The 22,399-nt window shown below is 59.9% G+C and carries 22 protein-coding genes and 2 tRNA genes; 15 read left to right on the top strand and 9 right to left on the bottom strand.

Going from position 1 to position 22,399, the window contains the following annotated elements; translation table 11 throughout:
• Window positions 1-28 precede the first annotated feature (28 nt).
• The 5 genes from IWX62_RS01875 to rpmH form a co-directional block, all read right to left on the bottom strand.
• Window positions 29-586, bottom strand: a complete 558-nt coding sequence (locus IWX62_RS01875) for a Jag family protein (protein WP_196839650.1) — start codon at window positions 584-586, stop codon at window positions 29-31.
• Window positions 583-1,545, bottom strand: a complete 963-nt coding sequence (gene yidC / locus IWX62_RS01870) for a membrane protein insertase YidC (RefSeq protein ID WP_196839649.1) — start codon at window positions 1,543-1,545, stop codon at window positions 583-585. Before yidC ends, IWX62_RS01875 begins: the two co-directional genes overlap by 4 nt.
• Before the next feature lie 13 nt (window positions 1,546-1,558).
• Entirely contained in the window at window positions 1,559-1,906 is a 348-nt protein-coding gene (gene yidD / locus IWX62_RS01865) for a membrane protein insertion efficiency factor YidD (RefSeq protein WP_196839648.1), read from the bottom strand.
• Window positions 1,903-2,256 carry a ribonuclease P protein component gene (rnpA, locus tag IWX62_RS01860; protein WP_196839647.1) on the bottom strand — a complete coding sequence of 118 codons (354 nt, stop codon included), beginning with the start codon at window positions 2,254-2,256 and terminating at the stop codon, window positions 1,903-1,905. Before rnpA ends, yidD begins: the two co-directional genes overlap by 4 nt.
• Before the next feature lie 83 nt (window positions 2,257-2,339).
• Complete coding sequence (gene rpmH / locus IWX62_RS01855; RefSeq protein WP_022892375.1) at window positions 2,340-2,477, bottom strand: 50S ribosomal protein L34; 138 nt, start codon at window positions 2,475-2,477, stop codon at window positions 2,340-2,342.
• A gap of 414 nt (window positions 2,478-2,891) precedes the next feature.
• On the opposite strand from rpmH, the gene dnaA reads away from it, so the two are divergent.
• The 12 genes from dnaA to IWX62_RS01800 all read left to right on the top strand — a co-directional run bounded on the left by dnaA (window position 2,892) and on the right by IWX62_RS01800 (window position 15,622).
• A complete protein-coding gene (dnaA, locus tag IWX62_RS01850) occupies window positions 2,892-4,316 on the top strand; it encodes a chromosomal replication initiator protein DnaA (protein ID WP_196839845.1) in 1,425 nt (474 codons plus the stop codon).
• Window positions 4,317-4,766: 450 nt separating this feature from the next.
• The gene (gene dnaN, locus IWX62_RS01845) at window positions 4,767-5,891 is read left to right on the top strand and encodes a DNA polymerase III subunit beta (RefSeq protein ID WP_196839646.1); all 1,125 of its coding nucleotides are present in this window, start codon (window positions 4,767-4,769) and stop codon (window positions 5,889-5,891) included.
• A gap of 64 nt (window positions 5,892-5,955) precedes the next feature.
• A complete protein-coding gene (gnd, locus tag IWX62_RS01840; protein WP_196839645.1) occupies window positions 5,956-6,849 on the top strand; it encodes a phosphogluconate dehydrogenase (NAD(+)-dependent, decarboxylating) in 894 nt (297 codons plus the stop codon).
• A gap of 10 nt (window positions 6,850-6,859) precedes the next feature.
• Window positions 6,860-8,035 (top strand): DNA replication/repair protein RecF, encoded by a 1,176-nt coding sequence (recF, locus tag IWX62_RS01835; RefSeq protein ID WP_196839644.1) that lies wholly within the window; start codon window positions 6,860-6,862, stop codon window positions 8,033-8,035.
• A complete protein-coding gene (locus IWX62_RS01830; RefSeq protein WP_196839643.1) occupies window positions 8,022-8,597 on the top strand; it encodes a DciA family protein in 576 nt (191 codons plus the stop codon). The genes recF and IWX62_RS01830 overlap by 14 nt, the downstream gene beginning before the upstream one ends.
• Before the next feature lie 293 nt (window positions 8,598-8,890).
• The gene (gyrB, locus tag IWX62_RS01825; RefSeq protein WP_196839642.1) at window positions 8,891-10,960 is read left to right on the top strand and encodes a DNA topoisomerase (ATP-hydrolyzing) subunit B; all 2,070 of its coding nucleotides are present in this window, start codon (window positions 8,891-8,893) and stop codon (window positions 10,958-10,960) included.
• Between the two features lie 76 nt (window positions 10,961-11,036).
• Window positions 11,037-13,658: a DNA gyrase subunit A gene (gene gyrA, locus IWX62_RS01820; RefSeq protein ID WP_196839641.1), complete on the top strand. Its 2,622-nt coding sequence runs from the start codon at window positions 11,037-11,039 to the stop codon at window positions 13,656-13,658.
• Window positions 13,655-14,191: a DUF3566 domain-containing protein gene (locus IWX62_RS01815; RefSeq protein WP_196839640.1), complete on the top strand. Its 537-nt coding sequence runs from the start codon at window positions 13,655-13,657 to the stop codon at window positions 14,189-14,191. The genes gyrA and IWX62_RS01815 overlap by 4 nt, the downstream gene beginning before the upstream one ends.
• An 86-nt stretch (window positions 14,192-14,277) precedes the next feature.
• A tRNA-Ile gene (locus IWX62_RS01810) sits at window positions 14,278-14,351 on the top strand.
• Between the two features lie 41 nt (window positions 14,352-14,392).
• Window positions 14,393-14,509 carry a DLW-39 family protein gene (locus IWX62_RS16180; protein ID WP_333483141.1) on the top strand — a complete coding sequence of 39 codons (117 nt, stop codon included), beginning with the start codon at window positions 14,393-14,395 and terminating at the stop codon, window positions 14,507-14,509.
• 36 nt (window positions 14,510-14,545) lie between these two features.
• A tRNA-Ala gene (locus tag IWX62_RS01805) sits at window positions 14,546-14,618 on the top strand.
• Between the two features lie 92 nt (window positions 14,619-14,710).
• Window positions 14,711-15,622, top strand: coding sequence for a DMT family transporter (locus IWX62_RS01800; protein WP_196839639.1), 912 nt, complete (start codon window positions 14,711-14,713; stop codon window positions 15,620-15,622).
• Here IWX62_RS01800 and IWX62_RS01795 read toward each other — a convergent pair.
• Window positions 15,619-16,494: a glycosyltransferase gene (locus tag IWX62_RS01795; RefSeq protein WP_196839638.1), complete on the bottom strand. Its 876-nt coding sequence runs from the start codon at window positions 16,492-16,494 to the stop codon at window positions 15,619-15,621. The two genes, IWX62_RS01800 and IWX62_RS01795, sit on opposite strands and share 4 nt — an antisense overlap.
• Before the next feature lie 105 nt (window positions 16,495-16,599).
• Window positions 16,600-17,466 carry a hypothetical protein gene (locus tag IWX62_RS01790; protein ID WP_333483140.1) on the bottom strand — a complete coding sequence of 289 codons (867 nt, stop codon included), beginning with the start codon at window positions 17,464-17,466 and terminating at the stop codon, window positions 16,600-16,602.
• A 152-nt stretch (window positions 17,467-17,618) separates the two neighbouring features.
• Between IWX62_RS01790 and IWX62_RS01785 the strand changes: the two genes are divergently transcribed.
• Both IWX62_RS01785 and IWX62_RS01780 read left to right on the top strand, forming a co-directional pair.
• Complete coding sequence (locus IWX62_RS01785; protein WP_196839636.1) at window positions 17,619-18,161, top strand: peptidylprolyl isomerase; 543 nt, start codon at window positions 17,619-17,621, stop codon at window positions 18,159-18,161.
• Between the two features lie 289 nt (window positions 18,162-18,450).
• Window positions 18,451-19,038: a rhomboid family intramembrane serine protease gene (locus tag IWX62_RS01780; RefSeq protein ID WP_333483139.1), complete on the top strand. Its 588-nt coding sequence runs from the start codon at window positions 18,451-18,453 to the stop codon at window positions 19,036-19,038.
• 300 nt (window positions 19,039-19,338) lie between these two features.
• On the opposite strand, the gene IWX62_RS01775 is transcribed toward IWX62_RS01780, so the two are convergent.
• Window positions 19,339-19,587, bottom strand: a complete 249-nt coding sequence (locus tag IWX62_RS01775) for a cell division protein CrgA (RefSeq protein ID WP_196839634.1) — start codon at window positions 19,585-19,587, stop codon at window positions 19,339-19,341.
• 262 nt (window positions 19,588-19,849) lie between these two features.
• Here IWX62_RS01775 and IWX62_RS01770 point away from each other — a divergent pair, with 262 nt between their 5' ends.
• Window positions 19,850-20,494 (top strand): anthranilate synthase component II, encoded by a 645-nt coding sequence (locus tag IWX62_RS01770; protein WP_196839844.1) that lies wholly within the window; start codon window positions 19,850-19,852, stop codon window positions 20,492-20,494.
• Window positions 20,495-20,526: 32 nt separating this feature from the next.
• Here the strand turns inward: IWX62_RS01770 and pknB are convergent, their stop codons facing one another.
• Window positions 20,527-22,389 carry a Stk1 family PASTA domain-containing Ser/Thr kinase gene (gene pknB, locus IWX62_RS01765; RefSeq protein ID WP_196839633.1) on the bottom strand — a complete coding sequence of 621 codons (1,863 nt, stop codon included), beginning with the start codon at window positions 22,387-22,389 and terminating at the stop codon, window positions 20,527-20,529.
• Between the last annotated feature and the right edge of the window lie 10 nt (window positions 22,390-22,399).

Below are 22,399 nucleotides of genomic sequence, written 5' to 3'. Positions count from 1 at the left end.
CACCCTGTATCGGCCTGCTACCAGCGTGCTAGGAGCCGGCGGGCGAGACGACGATGTGCCGGCCGGAGCCCTCACCCTCGGACTCGCTGATAGATCCAAGCTCGGCCACGACGTCGTGCACGATCTTCCGTTCGTAAGCTGACATCGGCTCCAGTGCGACTTCCTCGCCCGATTCCTTGACCTTGGTGACAGCTTCGAGAGCTATGTTGCGCAGTTCCTTGCCCCGCACCTCACGGAAGCCGTCAATGTCGAGGACCAGCCGCGAGCGATTGTCGGTCGAGGTCAATACGGACAATCGGGCAAGTTCCTGCAGCGCCTCGAGTACTTCGCCATCCTTCCCGACCAGGCCGCTGAGGGACCCACTGGCCGGGTCTTCGGAGACAATCGAAATATAGGTTCGGCCGTTCCTTACCTCGATGTCGATGTCCCCGTCAATATCGGCGATATCAAGGAGCTCCTCAAGATAATCCGCGGCGACGTCTCCCTCATCCTCAAGGCGGCTGACCGTCGCCGAGGAGTCGGTACCTACTTCGACACTGTCGACAGTTTCGTCAGGGGCGGTCTCGGGAACATTCTCGACGGTCATTTTTTCTTCCTGTTCTTGCGCTGGGGCTGAGTACGCTGTCCCTTGGTCTCGATGACCTCTTCGGGTACCGGATCGGCCTTCTTCTCCCCGAGAAGGGGCATCATCGGAAGGCCTTTTTTGGCGCGTCGCTCGGCAAGTGCCTTGGCGGCAGGTGACCCGGGTGTAGGCATCCGGCGAATGACATAGAACTGCTGTGCCATGGTCCAGATGTTCGTGGTGGTCCAGTAGATCAAAACACCGATCGGGAAGTTGATACCACCGATACCGAAGACCAGCGGGAGGATATAGAGCATCAGTTTCTGCTGGCGCATGAAAGGGCTCTGCATGGCTTCTTCAGACATATTCTTGGCCATAATCTGCTTCTGCGTGATGAACTGCGAAGCGGTCATGGCCAGAATCATGATCACTGACAGGATGATCACGCTGACGTTGGCGTTGTCCCCGAAACTGCCCAGGAATGTCGAGGACAATGGGGCGCCGAAAATCTCGGCGTCATCGAACTGGACTACCTCCTGAGCCGTCATCTCGCCGATGGTGTCGCCCGTCTCCGAGGCTCGCGACACACCGTTGAGCACAGTGAAGAGCGCAAAGAAGAACGGCATCTGGATCAGGATCGGCAGGCAGGCGGCAAACGGGTTGGTCCCGTGCTTCTTGTACAGCGCCATCTGTTCCTGGGTCATTGCCTGACGCGACAGCTGGTCAGTCTTGCCCTTGTACTTCTTCTGGAGTTTCCTCAGATCCGGTTGCAGCGCCTGCATTCCGCGTTGGGCCTTGATCTGTTTGACGAAAACAGGAATGAGGGCAGCACGGATGACGACGACGAGCCCCACAATGGACAGCGTCCACGTCCAGCCGGACGCCGCATCCATCCCCATAAAGGTGAAGCCGTCGTGGAAGAACGTCATGATCCATGACACCAACCACTGGAACGGGAAGAGGATGGTATTGAAGAAATCCATAGCTATTTGCTCCTCAGGCCGCCGAGCGGCTCTCGTCATCAGCGGGAATCACAGGATGATTCAGCACAACAATTTTGGGTACTTTTCCATCGGGGAAGGACCGGCCGCCTGCAGGCACATGATCCACCCCACCATCATTCCAGGGGTGGCAACGGCAGACCCGCCGGGCGGCAAGGGCACTACCCCGGACGGCGCCGTGGACTGTCACGGCTTCGAGCGCATAGGCCGAGCACGAAGGGAAAAATCTGCACACCTGGCCATAGAGAGGGGAGATGACCACCCGGTATGCCTTCAGTACTGCAATCATGCACGTGGCTGGTAGTTCGCGCAGCGGGGAAACACGCGGGGCAGCGGTCGTCATGTGCTGCCTCTCTTCCTGCTGGATACCGAGTCAAAGGCCCGGTCGAAGTCGCTAGCGAGCTGACTCCAGGTTGCGTCAGCGGCAGGCGGCAGCGCCCTCACCACCACGGCAAGTCCACTGGGATGCCGGGATAAGGCTGACGAAGCCATTTGTCTTAGTCTCCTCTTAACGAGGTTTCGTGTCACTGCGTTCCCCACACCCTTGGAAACGATGAATCCGAACCTGCTCGGATCCGCCCCGGGAATGGGTGCCGCATACAACACCAAGTTCCGGCGCCCAGAGCGGGAGCCGGAACGTACGGTGTGGGTGAAATCTGAAGCCGTTCGGACCCTGTTGATGCGTGACAACATCAGGACGCCCCGAACAATCGGACTGCTGTGGCATGGCGTGCTGCCAGGCTGGCCCGAGGCTTCGTCAAACTAGCTGGGCCTGTTTAGGCCGACAGCTCGGTGCGGCCTTTGCCGCGGCGTGCTGAAAGGATGGCTCGGCCAGCGCGGGTGCGCATCCGAAGGCGAAAACCGTGCTTCTTAGCCCGGCGGCGGTTATTCGGCTGAAAGGTCCGCTTGCTCACTGTATTTACTCCAAGACAATCTTAGGATGCGTCCGGTCCGTTGCTACAAGGGGGAAGAACAGACTGGCGATTCGACGTTTGATGCCTGCGGATGGAGCAGAGACCGGCACGTTTCACTTGATGAAACCGATGTGCAGGCATGCAGAATGCAGACATATAGGACTACATAACGTTAGGCGACCGCTCCCACGCCAGTCAAACCGGGGGATCTTGCTGCGCCGTGGGTTAACTCCTTTGCTCTGTGGACAACCCGGGATTTCCGCGCCCGGAACGTCCCCTGGTGTCCTCCCCTAACCGTCTAAAGGGCCCCGGAGACCAGCTATCTTCTGCACTACCCATCCTCTAGTCTTGCCCAAGGGTCATTTATCCACTAGCTGTGCATAACTCTGTGGATGATGGCCATTTTCAATGGACATGGTGGAGAGGTTTTTTGTGGGCCCGGACGAGATAAATGACGTAGGGAGTTCCTGGCGCAAGGTCATTCGCACTCTGGAACACGACGAGAGGGTTACCCCCCGGCAGCGGGGGTTCGTGGTGTTGGCCCAGGCACAGGGGCTGATCGGAACTACCCTCCTAGTTGCTGTTCCCAACGAGCTCACCCGTGAAGTCCTCCAGACACACCTGAAGGCCGCCCTGGATGAAGCCCTGCGGGCTGTATTCCGTGAGGACTTGCAGTGCGCCTTTGTCATCGACCCGGAGTTGACTCCCGTCGAGGTGGAAGAAGCCGAACCCGTTCCGATGACGGAGCCTGCGCGCGATGAAGTTAAACCGGCTCCGACTCTGCCAAGTAACTCTCATGAGTTTGGCCGGCTCAATCCAAAGTACATTTTCGACACCTTCGTCATTGGTTCATCCAATCGATTTGCGCACGCAGCGGCCGTCGCTGTCGCCGAAGCACCAGCGAAGGCCTACAACCCCCTCTTCATCTACGGGGATTCGGGACTGGGTAAGACCCACCTTCTACATGCGATCGGCCATTATGCCCGGCACCTCTACACCGGTATCCGCGTCCGGTACGTCAATTCGGAGGAGTTCACCAACGACTTCATCAACTCCATCAGGGATGACGAGGGCACAAGTTTCAAACAGACCTATCGAAACGTGGACATCCTCCTGATCGACGATATCCAGTTCCTTTCGGGAAAGGACCGGACCCAGGAAGAGTTCTTCCACACTTTCAACGCCCTTCACAATCACAACAAGCAAGTTGTTATCACCTCTGACCTGCCCCCAAAACAACTATCGGGGTTCGAGGAACGTATGCGGTCACGGTTCGAGTGGGGCCTTCTGACGGATATTCAGCCTCCCGAACTGGAAACCCGAATCGCTATTCTGCGAAAGAAAGCCATCAGCGAAGGTATGAGCGCGCCCGACGACGTGCTTGAGTACATCGCCTCGAAAATTTCCACCAACATCCGTGAACTCGAGGGAGCGCTGATCCGGGTCACCGCCTTCGCGAGCCTCAACCGCCAACCAGTCGATGTCACACTCGCAGAAGTAGTGCTCAAGGATCTGATTACTGACGACGGCGCCCAGGAGATCACCTCAGCGGTCATCATGGCCCAAACCGCCGACTACTTTCAGATCAGCATGGAAGAGCTCTGCAGTAAGTCCCGCACCAGGACCTTGGTCACAGCGCGGCAAATTGCCATGTACCTCTGTAGGGAACTGACAGACATGTCTCTGCCAAAAATTGGCCAGGAACTCGGCGGTCGGGACCACACCACTGTGATCCACGCGGACCGTAAGATCCGCGAGTTGATGGCTGAGCGCCGAGCCATCTTCAACCAGGTCACTGAATTGACCAACCGGATCAAACATCGCCGGAAAGACGCCTAACCACACCAGTGGTATTAACAGGTGTGGATAGCTCTGTGGATAACTGGTCGAACAACGGTAACTCTGCTGAGGACAACTTCACCTCACCTGTGGATCCGCAGAATATCAAGGGATTTGCCCACACCCCCCGATCGGCTCCTCGGACTACTATGCACAGTTTCTCAACAGGGCACGGCCCGCTGGGACTAGCTGTAAGCCACTTATCCACAGTTTCAACAGGCGTTACTACCACTACGAACCTTAAATCCAAGGGTTCTTCCAAATAACATTTCCCCGCCCGTTCACCGACCCGTTCCTGTATCAAAAGCTCGTCAACTGCCGCAGAACCTGCCTGGACAGTCAGGCTAAGCTTTCTGTGAGTAGTCTTGTTCCTTGCCCTGCGGCAGAGCCATTTTCCCGCTGGCCACGTGATCTTCCCAAGCATGATGTTGAGAAAGGCGGCACCCTTCAGTGAAATTCAGAGTTGAGCGGGATGTTCTAGCTGAGGCCGTTACCTGGACGGCGCGTTCGCTGTCCCCCCGTCCGCCAGTCCCTGTGCTGTCTGGGCTATTGATCAAAGCGACTGGCGGAACCCTCAGTCTTGCGAGCTTCGACTATGAAATTTCCGCTCGCCTGGAAATCCCCGCGGACATCGCTGAGGAAGGCACCATTCTGGTGTCAGGCCGGTTACTGGCTGATATTTGCCGCAGCTTGCCGTCCGCTCCAGTGGAAGTGGAAACCGAAGGCACCAAGGTCACCCTGACGTGCCGCAACAGCCGTTTCAACCTAGCGACCATGCCTGAAGGTGAATACCCCGAACTGCCCACCCCACCAGAGGTTAGCGGCGTCGTCGACGGCGACGCCTTCGCCCAGGCTGTCTCGCAGGTCATCATCGCGGCGAGCCGCGATGACACCCTTCCCATCCTCACCGGGGTGCGGATGGAGATTGAAGATGATCTGATTACCCTTCTCGCGACCGACCGGTACCGGCTGGCCCTCCGGGAAGTCAGCTGGAAACCGAGAACACCGGGAATATCAACCAGTGCCCTCGTCAAAGCGAAAACACTCAATGAGGTGGCCAAGACCCTTGGCAGCTCGGGCGACCTCAGCATTGCTCTCTCCAATGACAGGGAACTGATCGGGTTTGAGAGCGGTGGCCGTCGCACCACCTCACTGCTCGTCGACGGCGATTATCCGAAGATCCGGGCCCTGTTTCCTGAAAGCACTCCCATTCACGCAACTGTTGAAACGAGTGTCCTGGTTGAAGCTGTCCGCCGTGTCTCGCTCGTTGCGGAACGGAATACTGCAGTCCGGATGGCTTTCAGCGCCGGGCAGGTCACCCTTGACGCAGGCACAGGCGAGGACGCCCAGGCATCCGAAGCCATCGAAGCGACCCTCGATGGCGATGACATCACCGTTGCCTTCAACCCCCACTATTTGAGTGAGGGGCTGGGCGCCTTCAACAGCAAGTTTGTTCGCTTCTCCTTCACCACACCCCCCAAGCCGGTGGTGATCTCCGCACAGGAAGACGCTACCGGCGAGGACCGCACCGATTACCGCTACCTGCTGATGCCAGTTCGAATGGCCAACCAGTAAAATCGTCCACCCCAGGAATGGCTCAGGTGCCGCCCCCTCACCTGCCACAGGAAGCGAAGCAGTCATGCAGATTGGCCTTATCGGACTTGGCAAAATGGGCTTCAACATGCGCGAACGGCTCCGCCACAAGGGGATAACGGTCACCGGGTTCGATCGGAATCCGGAGATTTCAGATGTTGATTCACTCGATGATCTGATCGGCTCGCTCCAGGCCCCGCGGGTGGTCTGGATTATGGTGCCTTCCGGTGCTGCCACCGAGTCCGTGGTTCAGGATCTTGCTCGGCGTCTCGATGCGGGCGACCTGGTGATCGATGGCGGGAATTCGCGGTTCACCGACGACCAGAAGAACGCCAACCTGCTGGCCGCACAGGGTATCGCCTTCGTTGACTGTGGCGTTTCCGGGGGTATCTGGGGTTTGGAGAATGGTTATGGGCTCATGGTGGGAGGTTCGACCGCCGATGTGCATCGAGTCCTCCCTGTTTTCGACGCACTTCGCCCTGAAGGCCCCCGCGAGGAAAGCTTCGTTCATGTCGGCGATGTGGGAGCTGGCCACTATGCCAAAATGGTCCACAACGGTATCGAATATGGGTTGATGCAGTCCTACGCCGAAGGATACGAGCTGCTGGCGGCGAAGGACATCATCAAGGATGTGCATGGTACTTTTCAGGCGTGGCAGCACGGAACGGTCGTCCGCTCCTGGTTGCTTGATCTTTTGATCAAAGCTCTCGAAGAAGACCCTGCGTTGGCGAAGACCGCTGGATACGTTGAGGATTCCGGTGAAGGTCGGTGGACCGTGGAGGAGGCTATTGCCAGTGAAATTCCGGTGCCTGCCATCACCGCCGCGCTTTACGCCCGGTTTTCCTCCCGCCAGGACGATGCTCCGGCAATGAAGATGGTTGCAGCGCTTCGCCACCAGTTTGGTGGACACGCGGTTCGCGCCCCCAACAAGTCCCCGTGAGTGGAGCATTGTGTACGTCCAGCATCTCTCGTTGACGGATTTCCGCAGTTATGGCCAGGTCGAAGTTCCTCTCGAGGCTGGAATAACAGTCTTTGTCGGGCCAAACGGGGTAGGAAAAACCAATATTGTCGAGGCAATCGGGTACCTTGCCTCGATGTCCTCCCATCGGGTCAGCACGGACAAGCCGCTGATTGCTTTCGACGCCGAAAGGGCCCTGATCCGGGGAAGGCTCGTCCGCGGAGCCCAAACCACCAGTGTTGAAGTCGAGATCAATGCCGACCGCGCCAACCGGGCCAGAATAAACCGCGCCAACCCGGTAAGGGCCAGCGACGCCGCGGGGATTCTCCGCACAGTTCTTTTTGCACCCGAAGACCTCACCTTGGTTAAAGGAGATCCCTCAAGCCGGCGTCGGTTCCTCGACGAGCTGATGGTCACTCTGCTCCCGCACCGGGCAGGCATCAGCGCTGACTACGAGCGGGTTCTCAAGCAGCGGAATGCCCTCCTCAAATCTGCCCGGATCAGTGGGAAGTTCTCCGCTTCCCACGAGGCAACACTTGATGTGTGGGATCAGCATCTTGCCCAGGCAGGGGCCCGGCTATTGCATGCCCGGTTGGAGGTACTCGCCCAACTACAGCCCCACCTGGAACGGGCCTACCGTCAGCTGACCGACGGATCCAAGACAGCGGAGGCGATCTACCGTTCCACCCTGTCGGGTCCTCCCAACGACGGTGCGCCCGGCGGAGGCGATGATTTCCTGGGGGCCCTTGGAGTAGCGGACCTCACCGACAGGTTCATCGCAGAGCTTCTCAGCCAACGGAAGAAGGAACTCGATCGGGGGATTTCCTTGGTGGGCCCCCACCGTGACGATGTGGAGCTGATCCTCGGTGGGACCATAGCCAAGGGGTATGCCTCCCATGGGGAAACCTGGTCCCTTGCCCTGGCCTTGAGGCTGAGCTCTTACTACCTGCTGATGGATGATGACCAGACGCCCGGGGCCGGCCCGGTGCTGATCCTCGACGATGTATTCGCCGAACTCGACGCGAGCCGTCGCAAGAAGCTCGCCGCAATTGTGAGCGGGGCCGAGCAGGTACTGGTGACGGCGGCCGTTGGAGAAGATATTCCCGAGGCTCTTGCCGGACGCCAGTTCCAGGTAATACCCGGAGGACTGGTCGATGGTGACGCCTAAGGAGCCCCAGCACGAAGGCGACACCCCCGAAGGGCCCGCCGAGCCACATCAGCCGGTAGCCGATGAGATTTATGTGAACGCACCTCAGTCTCTACTGAACCGGGTCAGGGATGCCTCAAGAAGTCGTGGAAACACCCGGCTACCGACAGGCCGGCGCGCACCCGCTGTTCCGAAGCGCCGACAGACTGGGAGTATCACCTATTCGGGGCGCGACCCTGAAGGTCTGGGAAATGTCTTCAACAGGCTGCTCAGCGAACGAGGGTGGAACTCACCAGTGGCTGTGGGATCTGTGCTGGCGCGCTGGGACGAACTCGTTGGACAGGAAATCGCGCTCCATTGCCGGCCGGAAAGTTTCGACGGCAATACAGTTCTGGTGAGGTGTGATTCAACAGCCTGGTCTACCCAGTTGAGACTGATCAGCCCCATGCTGATCCAGAAGTTCGACGCTGAGCTGGGTCCCGGCGTAGTCACCCGCATCTCGGTGCTTGGACCTGCTTCCCCTAACTGGCGAAAAGGAGGCCGAACCGTCAAGGGAAGGGGACCCCGTGACACCTACGGGTAGGCAGCGTTTCGAAGCACCGGACCAGCCTATTGCCAGTTCGATAAACGCCGTGTAGGGCCGTGAACTTCCCGCAAGAGGTATCCGGCCTTAGTGGGCGCCCCCCGGATGGCTCCTAACCGGCTTTATTAGCCAGTAGGGGCCTGTTTAGTGCCGTATTGTCCATCGCGGCAAGGTAGAATGAGGGGAATGGGCATTCCCGCGGGGATGCCTTTGACCTGTTGCCTGCTCCGCAGGTGTCAAACAGTGAAGATAATTACCTAAAGTTTCCTACCTTTGAGGAGCCGACAGCGCCTGTGGCCAATGACAACGAGCTGGACGCCAAAACCCAGGACACTCCGCAGTCTGCTGCAGGAGCCCAGAATGGGACCACCGGATACGACGCTAGCGATATCAGCGTCCTGGAAGGCCTTGAGGCGGTTCGCAAACGCCCAGGCATGTACATCGGTTCGACCGGCCCGCGCGGGCTTCATCACCTGGTCAACGAGGTAGTTGATAACTCGGTCGATGAGGCGCTTGCTGGGCATTGCGACACCATCAGGGTGACTCTGCTGGGAGACGGCGGTGTCCGGGTCATTGATAACGGTCGCGGAATCCCCGTGGACATGCACCCCACTGAGGGGCGTCCCACGGTTGAGGTAGTCATGACTATCCTGCACGCTGGCGGTAAATTCGGTGGCGGCGGGTACGCAGTGTCGGGTGGCCTTCACGGTGTGGGTATCTCAGTGGTGAACGCCCTGTCATCGCGGGTGGAAACCGAAGTGAAACGCCAAGGGTATGTCTGGAACCAGTCCTTCTCCGACGGCGGCAAGCCGGTCGGTGAGCTGCGCCGTGGGTCAGAAACCACCGAAACAGGCACCACCCAGACGTTCTATCCCGATGCAACCATTTTCGAGACCGTGGAGTTCGATTTCGAAACCCTGCGCGCCCGGTTCCAGCAGATGGCCTTCCTCAACAAGGGACTCCGCATCATCCTCGTGGACGAGCGGGTCACCGAGGTGGAGACCGAGGAAATCGCCGAAACCTCGGCTGACGGCGGGGCAGGCGAGGACGCTCCGAAGCACCGCATGGTGGACTACATGTACGAGAACGGGCTGCTTGACTACGTCAACCACCTGAACTCCTCCAAACGGGTCGACGTGATCCACGAAGACGTTATCGGGTTCGAAACTGAAGACACCGACCGCAAGATTGCCGTCGAGGTTGCCATGCAGTGGACCAGTGCGTACTCAGAGAGTGTCCACACGTATGCCAATACCATCAACACCCATGAAGGCGGAACGCACGAAGAAGGTTTCCGTGCGGCAATGACCTCCCTCATCAACCGCTATGCGCGGGATAAGAACATCATCAAGGAAAAAGATGAGAACCTTACCGGCGATGATATCCGTGAGGGTCTGACGGCTGTCATCTCGGTGAAGCTCTCCGAACCGCAATTTGAGGGTCAGACGAAAACCAAACTGGGCAACTCGGAAGCCAAAGGCTTTGTCCAGCGGGTGGTCACGGATCAGCTTGGCGATTGGCTGGAACGCAATCCCGGTCCTGCACGGGATGTCATCCGCAAATCGATCCAGGCTGCGCAGGCGCGCCTCGCTGCGCGCAAGGCCCGCGAGTCGACTCGTCGTAAAGGCCTCCTCGAATCGGGCGGAATGCCCGGCAAGTTGAAGGATTGCCAGTCAAAGGACCCCTCAAAGTCAGAAATCTACATTGTGGAGGGAGACTCAGCGGGAGGTTCGGCCGTTCGAGGCCGCAACCCTGAAACTCAGGCGATCCTTCCCCTTCGCGGGAAGATCCTGAACGTTGAACGGGCGCGGCTCGATCGTGCACTGGGCAACAGCGAAGTACAGGCGATGATCACCGCGTTCGGTGCTGGAATTGGTGAGGACTTCGACGTCGCCAAGGCCCGCTATCACAAGATCGTGTTGATGGCGGATGCTGATGTTGATGGCCAGCACATCACCACGCTGCTCCTGACTCTGCTGTTCCGCTATATGAGGCCGCTGATTGAAAACGGCTACGTCTACTTGGCGCAGCCGCCCTTGTACCGGATCAAGTGGTCAAACGCGACCCATTCCTACGTCTTCAGCGACCGTGAGCGGGATGAAGTGATCAAGATGGGGTTGGCGAACAACCAGCGGTTGCCTAAAGACAATGGAGTTCAGCGGTATAAGGGTCTCGGTGAGATGAACTACACCGAGCTCTGGGAGACCACCATGGATCCCGATAACCGGACGCTGCTGCAGGTGACTGTCGACGACGCGGCTGCCGCGGATCAGATTTTCTCGGTTTTGATGGGTGAAGATGTCGAATCCCGCCGAAACTTCATTCAGCAGAACGCGAAGGACGTTAGGTTCCTCGATATTTAGGGTGCGCGGGCGACGCGCCGCTGTCGCTGCTTACCTCCAACGGCCTTGGTACTTAGACACTGAACGGAACTAACGTATGAGCGACGAAGAAACACCCGACCTTCCCCTCGAAGGACGTGTCATCTCCGATCGAGTTGAGCAAGTTGACCTGCAAACCGAGATGCAGCGGTCGTACCTGGACTATGCGATGGCAGTCATTGTTGGCCGCGCCCTGCCCGACGTCAGGGATGGGCTCAAACCAGTCCACCGGCGGGTTCTCTATGCAATGTTCGATGGCGGATACCGCCCGGACCGTTCCTTCAACAAGTGTGCCCGCGTGGTGGGCGAGGTCATGGGGCAGTATCACCCCCACGGCGACACCGCGATCTATGACGCCCTGGTCCGACTGATCCAGGACTGGACGATGCGGTACCCGTTGGCTCTCGGCCAGGGCAACTTCGGGTCTCCCGGCAATGATGGTGCGGCAGCCCCCCGGTATACCGAAACCAAGATGGCACCGCTCGCAATGGAGATGGTCCGCGATATCGACGAGGAAACCGTCGACTTCCAGGACAATTACGACGGTAAGAACCAGGAGCCGACCATCCTCCCGGCCCGGTTCCCCAACCTGCTGGTCAACGGATCGTCGGGCATCGCCGTCGGCATGGCCACCAATATTCCGCCGCACAACCTCCGTGAAGTTGCCTCGGGTGTCCAGTGGTATCTGGAAAACCCCGACGCGACCAAGGAGGAACTCCTTGAAGAACTCCTGGTGCGCATCAAGGGCCCGGACTTCCCGACCGGTGCGCAGATTCTTGGACACAAGGGCATCGAGGACGCCTACCGGACCGGCCGCGGGTCGGTCACCATGCGGGCCGTGGTCAATGTTGAGGAAATTCAGGGCCGTACCTGCCTGGTTGTCACCGAACTGCCGTATCAGGCCAACCCCGACAACCTGGCTATCAAGATTGCCGATCTGGTCAAGGATGGGAAGATCAGTGGCATCGCCGACCTTCGCGATGAGACATCCGGCCGGACCGGCCAGCGCCTGGTGATTGTCCTGAAGCGGGACGCCGTCGCCAAGGTTGTACTGAACAACCTGTACAAGCACACCCAGCTCCAGGACAATTTCAGTGCCAACATGCTGGCCATCGTTGATGATGTGCCCCGCACGCTCAGCCTCGACGCGTTCATCAGGCACTGGGTTACCCACCAGCTTGAGGTCATCGTCCGGCGAACCCAGTATCGCTTGCGGAAAGCTGAAGAAGCAGCCCACATTCTTCGCGGTCTGCTGAAGGCACTCGACGCGCTCGATGAGGTCATCGCGCTGATCCGCAGGTCCTCAACTGTTGAGGACGCCCGCAACGGCCTGATGGGTTTGCTGGAGATTGATGAAATCCAGGCCCAGGCGATTCTTGACATGCAACTGCGCCGCCTGGCCGCGCTGGAACGCCAGAAAATCCAGGACCAGCACGCCAAACTTGAGGCGGAGATCACCGAATACCAGAAGATTCTGGCCTCCAATCAGCTGCAACGCGACATTGTCTCCACCGAACTCCGCGAGATCGTCGACAAGCACGGCGACGACCGGCGCACCGAAATCCTGATGGGTTTCGACTCGGACATGAGCATGGAAGACCTGATTCCCGAGGAGGAGATGGTTGTCACCATCACCCGCGGCGGTTACGTCAAGCGGACCCGCAGCGACAACTACCGCCAGCAGGCTCGGGGAGGGAAGGGCATCAAGGGAGCCCAGCTCCGCGGGGACGACGTCGTGGAGCACTTCTTCGTCACCACCACTCACCACTGGCTGCTGTTTTTCACCAACCTGGGACGGGTCTACCGGGCCAAGGCCTACGAGTTGGTCGAGGCCGGGCGGGATGCGAAGGGGCAGCACGTGGCCAACCTGCTCGCCTTCCAGCCCGACGAATCGATTGCACAGGTTCTTGATCTGCGGGACTACCAGCAGTCTCCCTATCTCGTCCTGGCAACCAAGCGGGGTCTCGCAAAGAAGACCCGGTTGGAAGACTACGACACCAACCGCACCGCCGGGGTTATCGCGATCAACCTGCGCGACGGGGACGAGCTGGTTTCCGCACAGCTGGTTTCCGAAAGCGATGACATGATGCTCGTCTCCCGGAAGGGTCAATCGCTTCGCTTCACAGCGACGAACGATGCCCTGCGCCCGATGGGTAGGGCAACATCGGGTGTCACCGGAATGAAGTTCCGCGAAGACGATGAACTGCTGGCCGCCAACGTCGTGACCGACGAATCTTTCGTGTTCATCGTGACCGAGGGCGGCTTCGCGAAGCGCACCAAGGTCGAGGAATACCGGGTACAGGGTCGAGGTGGCCTCGGGATCAAGGTGGCCAAGCTCGCAGAGGAACGCGGTGACCTGGTCGGGGCGCTCATCGTTCAGGAAGAGGACGAGGTGCTCGTGGTGATGGGCGGCGGCAAGGTGGTCCGCTCAGCGGTGACCGGAGTTCCGGCCAAGGGACGGGACACTATGGGTGTCATCTTCGCCAAGCCTGACAAGAAGGACCGAATCATCGCCGTCGCACGCAACAGCGAGCGGGGACTGACGGTCGAGGATGGAGTAACGGAGCCAGGGGCTGACGATAGCGAATCACCTGTGTCAGCGACCGATGAAGTACCGTTGACGTCAGAAGAAACGGCTGAGCGGGAAGCACAGTCGCCAGATAATGGAGGTACCGAGTGAGCTCGCCTAACTCAAACCCACGGGCAACCGGAGGATCGGTCAAGCAGACCGGTACCGGGCCCCGAGTGAACGCCCCCGCACGGCCAACCCAGCGGCCGGCTGGTCCCGCTCCCGGCACACGCCCGGGCGCCGCACGCCCCGGTCTGGTTAAACCGGCACCAAAGGCCAAGGCGCGCAAGGCGAGACTCCTGGTCAGCAAGGTGGATCCCTGGTCCGTGCTGAAAATGTCATTCCTGCTGTCGGTTGCCTTGGGAATTGTGACAGTGGTCGCTGCAATTGTCATTTGGACCGTGTTGGACCTGACAGGGATTTTCGATGGAGTAAACGACCTGCTGCGCGAGATTGCCGGTTCCGAAAGTGGCGGTTTTGATCTCCGGCAGTTCGCGTCGCTGGGTCAGGTGGTTTCTTTTGCAACGATTATCGCCGTCGTGAACGTTGTGCTGTTGACTGCCCTGGCCATGTTGTCGGCCGTGCTGTACAACATTTCATCGACGCTGGTTGGCGGAATTGGCGTTACTCTCACCGACGATTAATCACCCGAGGATGAGCCTGTTTCGGGACGATTTGATGATTGCCGAGATACTCCTGTAAAGTCGTGTTTCGGCCCGAACAGGCATCGGGGCGTATAGCTCAGGCGGTTAGAGCGCTTCGCTGATAACGAAGAGGTCCCAGGTTCAAGTCCTGGTACGCCCACGGACCTACCAGCCGCAGGTAACTGCGATAGGAGGAACACTGTGAAGAAGTTGTTGGTACTCGCAGCAGCGTTCGGAAGTGTTCTTGCCTATAAGAGGTGGCAGGAATCCGAAAGGGATAAAGCAGTATGGAGTAAGGCAACCGACACGGTTGACTAAGCTATACTGGTGAGGTTGCCATCACGGCAATCGTTCGGGGGCATGGCGCAATTGGTAGCGCACCTGCTTTGCAAGCAGGGGGTTCGGGGTTCGAGTCCCCGTGCCTCCACCGAAGGGTAAAGGTCCCGGTCTGTAGACCGGGACCTTTACCCTTTAACCCGAAGGTCAGCCGAAGCGCACCGGGTGAATTAGTGTTACTGGGTGATCATCTTTCTGTCGGTTCTTGGGGTCCTTGGTGTGGCGGCGTCCGGGCCCATCATGGCGGCGACGGTGGCACCAGCCTTGGCGATAGCCTTCTGGCGAAATGCGATCGGCGCAGTGGTCATGGGTGGGCCAGCGGTCATCTCGAAGAGACACGAATTCAAGGCCCTGCGGCGCGCCGACTATTTACGCCTCACTGTGGCAGCTACCGCTCTTGCCCTGCACTTCGCGTGCTTCATTACTGCACTGAAGCTGACATCGGTCGCCACTGCCACTGCTCTGGTCTGTCTGCAGGTGGCTTGGATCGCGCTTTTCAATGCAATCCAGGGCTCCCGGCCCGCCACCAAAGTGATTGTTGGCCTGGGCGTGGCGTTGGCCGGCGTCCTGATCATTACGGGGTTTGACCTGACCCTGTCCAGGGACGCGATTCTGGGGGATCTGCTGGCTCTGGCTGGCGGAGCGTTGGCAGGAATCTACCAGATGGCCGGCGCTGGCGCCCGGAAGACCATGTCGACCGGTACCTACACCACGCTGTGCTACGGCGGGTGCGCAGCGATCCTGCTGGTGATGTGCCTGGTCTTCCAGCAACCGTTGACGGGATTCTCCCCGGCGGCCTGGGTGGGAATCCTTGCCGTCACCCTGGTAGCCCAGCTCCTGGGCCACACCGTGTTCAACCACCTGCTGGCGGTGATGAGTCCTCTCGTGGTCTCCATGATCATTCTGCTGGAGATCCCCGGGGCTGCGTTTCTCGCGGCGGTGTTCCTTGGCGAGCAGCTGCCAGCTGGAACCTATGCGGGCCTGCTGCTCATCCTGGTAGGCCTGGCGATCGTGGTGGGTGGACAGACCTCGGGGCGGGCGCGATCAAGGACCCGTGGGGCCACAGAGGCCCCGCCGGCGATGGGCGGGCCCTAGGCCAGGGTCCCGTGATCCTCGGCGAGGGGCTGAGCCGTTCCACCCCGTCGGACATTCTGGGGGCCGCGCGCGGAGTGGACTGCGCGAATCATCTTCGCCGGATAGTAGATGGACATGAAGATCAGCGGGGGGACCTTGAGGATGCGCTCGTTGATGCTGTGGGCTTTGTAAGTGCGATCAAAGCGCGTCACGTAGTACCGGTAATCTTTAGGAGAATCCTCCAGGCGGCGCGCTGACATTCCACTCACCATGGATGGAAGGTAGCGGATCACGAGGTCCCGTTCAGCGAGATGCAGCGAAAGGTCAATGTCCTCGTGCATCTCATCGGCTGCATCACGGCACGTGGATCCGCGGATCTGTTCCCAAGCCGTGCGGCGGATCGCCATATTCGAGCCGAACAGGAAGTGGTATTGGTTCCGGGCTAGCTTGAGAACCAGTTGGCGCAGTTTGTCATCGGCCAGGAGCCCCCAGCGACGCATGGGCATGTCGTAGTAGACCACCGGTCCCGTAGCGGCCGCCACCTCAGGATCGATGAACCCGGCAAGCACTTTTTCCACCCAATCGGGTTCCAGCACGGAGTCTGCGTCAATTCGACCGATGATGTCCCCGGTGGCGCTGTCGAAGCCATAGTTGCGGGTAGGGATGAGGCCCTGGTCAGCTGACTGTTTCAGAAGCCTGAGGTTGCTCTCCGGGTATTCCAGCTGCATCTGGGTGACAATCCGGGCTGTGCCATCCGTGGATCGATTATCGACCACAAGAATCTCGTCGGCCGGCACTGACTGATAGATGGCAGCGATTAGACACTGCCTGATGACGCTTTCCTCGTTATACGCAGGAACGACTATGGAGACGGAGTTCTTCAAGGGGTGCACGGCCGCAAATCTATCACCGTAGGTAGCCCTAGCGGCTCAGATGTGATTAAACGGCAAAGGCGGCTCCGAAGAACCGCCTTTCCCGTACTGCTCAACCCGAAGACGCTACTTGGTAGCGTCCTTGACGTCTTCTGCTGCATCGGCAATTTTGCCGGTTGTCGTAGTGCCAGCGGACTTAGCTGCGTCGGATGCGTCATCTACTGCATCGCCGGCTTTAGCTGCTGCGCGATCGGCAGCTTCCTTGATGTCAGCTACAACATCCTTGGCTTCCTTGGCGCGCTCGGCCTCACCGGTTGGCTTGGTTTCCACCTTGACGGGGGTCTTCCAAGGATCCTCAACTGGCTTTGACGCACGCCAGACCGCGACACCTGCAGTGATGGCTGCAGCGATGATACCGAAGATCAGCCAGCCCTTGCTGCCGCTCTTCTGCCGCTTCTTCAGATCACGTGATGCTTTGAGGGTCGCCGCTGCTGCAGCCTTCTGGGCCTTCTTGACGGCTTTCTTGTCGCCGGTGATTCGCGTAACGGCCCGATTTACTGGTTCGGGGATCGTTGCATTGGACAATGACCGGGACACGGAATCCGCTGCATCGCCGAGCTTGTGGGAAAGCGTCGGCAGGTAGTCATCGACTACCTTGTCCCGGGCGCCGGTGATCGCCGGCGTTGCGCGATCCAGGGTCTTTTGGATGTGAGGCGTAGTGGAGTCCACGACGTGCGAAATACGGGGAGCAACCTTGTCCAGGCTGTCCTGAATGCGGGGGGTGACGGTGGAGATGCCGTCGGAGATGCCGTGGGCGGCTCGCTGCACTCCATGCTGGATCTTGGGTGACGCTGATCCGTAGCCTTTTTCAATACGTGGTGCAACCCAGTTGTAGGCGGCATCCACGCGGGGCGCGGCCCAATCCCGTGCGGCTTCGGCACTGGTGACGACGCTCTTCTCGAGGTCGCGGGTCATACGTTTGTTCTTCTTCACATCTGCCTCCCGGGGATAGTGGCTGTTGACTGTCAGCCTACGTGCTATCGCTTTGACGTGCTATTCGTTCATCGTATTCACGGCAATTTTCACTGTGCGCTGAACAGGTCATTCTCAGCGGTTTGCCAGGGGCTCCGTGAAAGAATAGACAGATGACAGCTATTGCAACAGCACAGGCAACTATCCATACCAACCTCGGTGACATCCTGGTTAACCTCTTTGGGAACCATGCACCGAAGACAGTACAGAACTTTGTGGGTCTTGCTACCGGCGAAAAGTCGTGGACCCACCCCCAGAGCGGTGAGGAATCCACCAAGCCGCTGTACGACGGCACCATTTTCCACCGCGTCATCAAGGACTTCATGATCCAGGGTGGAGACCCTCTGGGCCAGGGAATCGGTGGACCGGGTTACCAGTTCGACGATGAGATCAACCCTGACCTCGACTTCACCGCTCCCTACAAGCTGGCGATGGCCAACGCAGGCATTCAGGGGGGGCGCGGCACCAACGGGTCGCAGTTCTTCATCACCTCGGTACCCACCACTTGGTTGCAGGGCAAGCACACTATCTTCGGAGATGTCACCGATGAAGCCTCGCGCGGCGTCGTCGAGCAGCTGAACGCCATCTCCACCGATGCACGGGACAAGCCGCTGGAAGATGTAGTCATCAAGTCGATCACGGTCAAGCAGCTCTAAACCCCTCATGACATACGGAATCCCGGCGGATCAGCCGCGACAGGAAGTCCCCGTGTGCCCCAGACACGTTGATCGGGTCAGCTATGTCCGCTGCCAGCGGTGTGGCAGGCCCGCGTGCCCGGAGTGCCAGCGGCCGGCTGCCGTCGGGATCCAGTGTGTCGACTGTGTGAGGGAAAGTGCACGCAACGCCCCTACGCATCGAACCATTTTCGGAGGGGTAGCGAGGCCGGGGAGACCGATTCTCACCTACTCAATCATCGGTATTTGCGTCGTACTCTTTCTGTTGCAGATGGTGACCCCCGGCCTCACCGAGGCGTTGTCATACGCGCCCCTCTACACCTCCCAGTACCTTCCCCCTGAACCATGGCGGATGGTGACTGCGGCGTTCCTGCACTCAACCGGATTCCTGCTGCACATCGCCTTCAACATGTATGCCCTGTGGATTATGGGCCAGGCGCTTGAACCGCTGCTGGGGCGCGCCAGGTTCCTCGCCCTCTACCTGCTGTCCGCTTTCGGTGGTTCAGTGGCCGTCCTCCTGCTCTCAAGCCCCTTGCAGTCGGTGGTCGGCGCCTCGGGAGCAGTTTTTGGCCTATTCGGGGCGATGTTCATCGTGCAGCGCAGCAGGGGCGGCGACGTGAGGCAGTTGGTGGTGCTGATAGCGATCAACGGTGTCCTGGGATTTGTGGTGTCCGGCATCTCGTGGCAAGCCCACCTGGGCGGGCTCCTTGCGGGGGCTGCGGCCGCCGCAATCATCGCCTACGCGCCGAAGGGCGGGAATCGGGCCCTGATTCACTGGGGCGGCCTTGCGGGTCTGGCAGTGCTCCTCGTTGGGCTGACACTCCTCGGTTCCACTCTGGTGCGGCTGCCCCTGGGGTAGACGTTATCCACAAGGTTTATCAACAGCGGGGATAACTTACACACATGTAATTCCACAGGTGTGGATAAGCACGGGCCCGCATTCCGGTTCGAATGACCACCAAATCCCCAAAGTTACCCACACCTGTGGATAACTTAGTGCACAACGTGTGTACGGAGCGTAAACCGCTCCGGACGTTCGGGTATCCCGGCCACAGAAAACGCGCCCGCACTCAGTGTCGGCTTTCTACACAGAGTACGGGCGCGTCGTCGAGGGGACAGGGGCTCCGGTAGCGGAGCGGGGCATCCGGGGAGATGGAGGCTAATGCCACCGGGTCGTCATGAGGAACCCAATGATCGCCAGACCGAATCCAACCAGAATGTTCCAGGAATCGATGGAGGGAATCGGGAACCGCGCTTCGGACACGTAGTAAACGATGATCCATAGCAAACCCAGAATCATCAGACCGAACATCACCGGCTTGTACCAAACGGGATTCGGCTTGCGTTCAGCGGAGGCTGCAGCGGTCTTGGACTGGGTCGGTTTCTTGCGGGACTTCGACTCGGGCACTTGTCCTCCTAGATAGGTGAAGCCGGAGCAGCTTCGCCATAGTGTTTACCCTCACAAGGGCTCGGCGGTCGGCGATCACACACGCTATCCTGAAACAGGATCATTGTGATCGGCACGGTTCCGCTCAATTCTAACCAATGAACCGGCACCGGGGTGCAGGACGTCGTGTAGGCGCAACCCCCAGAGCGCTACCGGTGATCCCGGCGGTCCTGGTGAGACATGCTTCCGGCTTCGACAGTTCAACGATTGGCATATGCGCACTATGAGCGAAACCACCCGCATTCTGGTTATCGACAACTATGACAGCTTCGTCTACACCCTGGTCGGCTATCTACAGGAGTTGGGTGCCGAGACCACTGTGGTGCGGAACGACGACGTCACGCTGGCCGAGGCGATTGCCCTTGCCGAGGTCCGCGACGGCGTGCTCGTGTCACCGGGCCCCGGTGCTCCTGCGGACGCGGGAGTCTGCATTGAGATGATCAAGTGGTGCGGCGCCAACCAGATGCCGATGCTCGGCGTCTGTCTCGGCCATCAGGCGCTGGCCGAGGCATACGGCGGGACGGTCACCCACGCGCCAGAACTCATGCACGGCAAAACCTCGCTGGTGGAGCATGAGGCGGGCAGCATTTTCACCGGGCTGCCCTCGCCGCTGACCGCCACACGCTACCACTCGCTCGCAGCCGTCAGCGATGTTATCCCACCCGACCTGGTGGTGACCGCACGGACGGCCAGCGGGATCATCATGGGGCTGGAGCACCGAACCGCCCCCCTGTGTGGAGTTCAGTTCCACCCCGAATCCGTGTTGACCGAAGGCGGCTATCGGATGCTCGGCAACTGGCTTGAGTCCCTCGGGCTGGCCGGCGCAGCCGTCAAGTCCTCAACGCTGAGCCCGCTGATCTCGAAGTAAGGCTCGACCCTTAACCCCCCTCCGCCACGCGGCTAGGGTTCTGCCGGCGCTTCCGAAGGGGTCGCTGTTGGAGTCGGCGTCGGTTCCGGCTCAGTTGCCGGTTCCTCTTCGGGCGCCGGTTCCATTGCGACGGTGAGGACAATCTCTGTGCCCGGGGGCACGGCCGAGCCGGCTTCAACACTCTGATCCGTCACGAGGTCCGGTTCGACCACCTCGTTCTCGACCTCGGCAACCCGAACGGTCAGACCCTTCGCCGGGTCTTCGAGCAAGGCCCGGGCCTCATCGACCGGCAGTTCGATCACCCGGGGTACGTCAACCAATCCGGTGGACAGCACCAGATCGACGTCGGAATTGACAGGGACAGACTCTCCCACCGCGGGATTAGTCGAAATCACGCGGCCCGCCGGAACGGTCGCACTGTTCTCCTCGGTGACATCGCCCCCGCTGAGGTCGGCTGACGTCAGCGCGTCCCGGGCGGACGATTCGGTCATCCCGGTGATGGCTTCGGGAATGATGGCGTCGGAGGGCCCTTCAGAGATGGTGACGTTGACGGTCGATCCGGGCTCCACCTCGTCACCGGCACCGGGATCGGACTCGATGACCAATCCCGGATCAACCGTGTCGCTGAAGTCTTCCTCGAACTGGGGACGCAGGTCCGCGGCGAAAATGGCGTTGGCGGCTTCGTCCTGGGTCATCCCCTCGATCGTGGGGACGGCCTGCAGTACTGGACCCTCAGGTTCGTTGTTCAACAGGTTGAACAACACGAAGGCTCCGCCGGCCAGGACCAGAGCCACAATGATGAAAAAGGTGGTCGTCCAGGCCCGTCGGGTAGCTCGACGCCGGTCCTCGTCCTCCGCGTGCCGGTCGTTGGGGGGACCTGCCAAGGGGTGATCCTCGGTGACGGGACCGGAACTCATGGAACCGCCGGCGAGCACCTTTGCCATCGCCCGGGTCTGTGGTTCGTCGTCGTCAGGGGCCTCGGCGGCAACCGGAAGAGTCGACAGGGCTTCGGTGGCGCGCTCCTGCGGTGACGTCGTAGGAATGACACCTTTTCGGGCCGTCTGCAGCGCCAGACGGAAGGCCACAGCATCCTGGTAACGGTCCTGACGGTCCTTCTCCAGTGCGCGGTGCAGTACGGCGTCGAGCGCTGGGGACACCTCGGGGTTGAAGTGGCTGGCCGGTTTAGGCACTTCGCGGACGTGCTGGTAAGCCACCGAAACGGGGCTATCCCCAACGAAGGGCGGGCGCGCTGTGAACAGTTCATACATCAGGCAACCGGCGGAGTACAGGTCGCTGCGGGCGTCGACGGTCTCCCCACGCGCCTGCTCGGGGGAGAGGTACTGTGCAGTGCCAATGACTGCCTGGGTCTGGGTCATGGTGGCAGCTGAATCGGCCATAGCCCGGGCAATGCCGAAGTCCATGACCTTGACGTTGCCCTCTGGGGTGATCATGACGTTGGCCGGTTTGATATCGCGGTGCACGATGCCAGCCTTATGGCTGTATTCCAGGGCCGACAGCACACCCATCATGTGTTCGGCAGACTCGTCAAGCGTCAGGTCGCCGGAACGGATCAGGTCGCGCAATGTCCGGCCCGCCACGTACTCCATCACAATAAAAGGGACGCGGACGTCGTCTACCGACCGCCCGGGCACATCTTCCTCGCCGGTGTCGTAGACGGAGACGATCGTGGGATGGTTAAGCGCCGCGACCGCCTGCGCCTCGCGACGGAACCGGGACTGGAACAACGGATCACGGGCAAGATCCCGGCGCAGCACTTTGATAGCCACCGACCGGCCCAGCCGGATGTCACGACCGAGGTGAACGTCGGCCATACCGCCACGGCCGATGAGTTCACCTACTTCGTAACGTCCGTTAAGGACCCTGTCAGTGGTCACGTGTCCGCCT

It is taken from the genome of Arthrobacter sp. CAN_A1, from assembly GCF_015751665.1.
Classification (GTDB): domain Bacteria; phylum Actinomycetota; class Actinomycetes; order Actinomycetales; family Micrococcaceae; genus Arthrobacter_D.
Note: the sequence above shows the minus strand (reverse complement) of the source record. Positions and strands in the feature narration are given on the sequence as shown.

Excerpts from the sequence above, each read along its gene's own strand:
- IWX62_RS01875 (WP_196839650.1), bottom strand. The coding sequence starts at position 586 with ATGACCGTCGAGAATGTTCCCGAGACCGCCCCTGACGAAACTGTCGAC.
- yidC (WP_196839649.1), bottom strand. The coding sequence starts at position 1,545 with ATGGATTTCTTCAATACCATCCTCTTCCCGTTCCAGTGGTTGGTGTCA.
- yidD (WP_196839648.1), bottom strand. The coding sequence starts at position 1,906 with ATGACGACCGCTGCCCCGCGTGTTTCCCCGCTGCGCGAACTACCAGCC.
- rnpA (WP_196839647.1), bottom strand. The coding sequence starts at position 2,256 with ATGTTGTCACGCATCAACAGGGTCCGAACGGCTTCAGATTTCACCCAC.
- dnaA (WP_196839845.1), top strand. The coding sequence starts at position 2,892 with ATGGTGGAGAGGTTTTTTGTGGGCCCGGACGAGATAAATGACGTAGGG.
- gnd (WP_196839645.1), top strand. The coding sequence starts at position 5,956 with ATGCAGATTGGCCTTATCGGACTTGGCAAAATGGGCTTCAACATGCGC.
- IWX62_RS01830 (WP_196839643.1), top strand. The coding sequence starts at position 8,022 with ATGGTGACGCCTAAGGAGCCCCAGCACGAAGGCGACACCCCCGAAGGG.
- gyrA (WP_196839641.1), top strand. The coding sequence starts at position 11,037 with ATGAGCGACGAAGAAACACCCGACCTTCCCCTCGAAGGACGTGTCATC.
- IWX62_RS01785 (WP_196839636.1), top strand. The coding sequence starts at position 17,619 with ATGACAGCTATTGCAACAGCACAGGCAACTATCCATACCAACCTCGGT.
- IWX62_RS01780 (WP_333483139.1), top strand. The coding sequence starts at position 18,451 with ATGGTGACCCCCGGCCTCACCGAGGCGTTGTCATACGCGCCCCTCTAC.
- IWX62_RS01770 (WP_196839844.1), top strand. The coding sequence starts at position 19,850 with ATGAGCGAAACCACCCGCATTCTGGTTATCGACAACTATGACAGCTTC.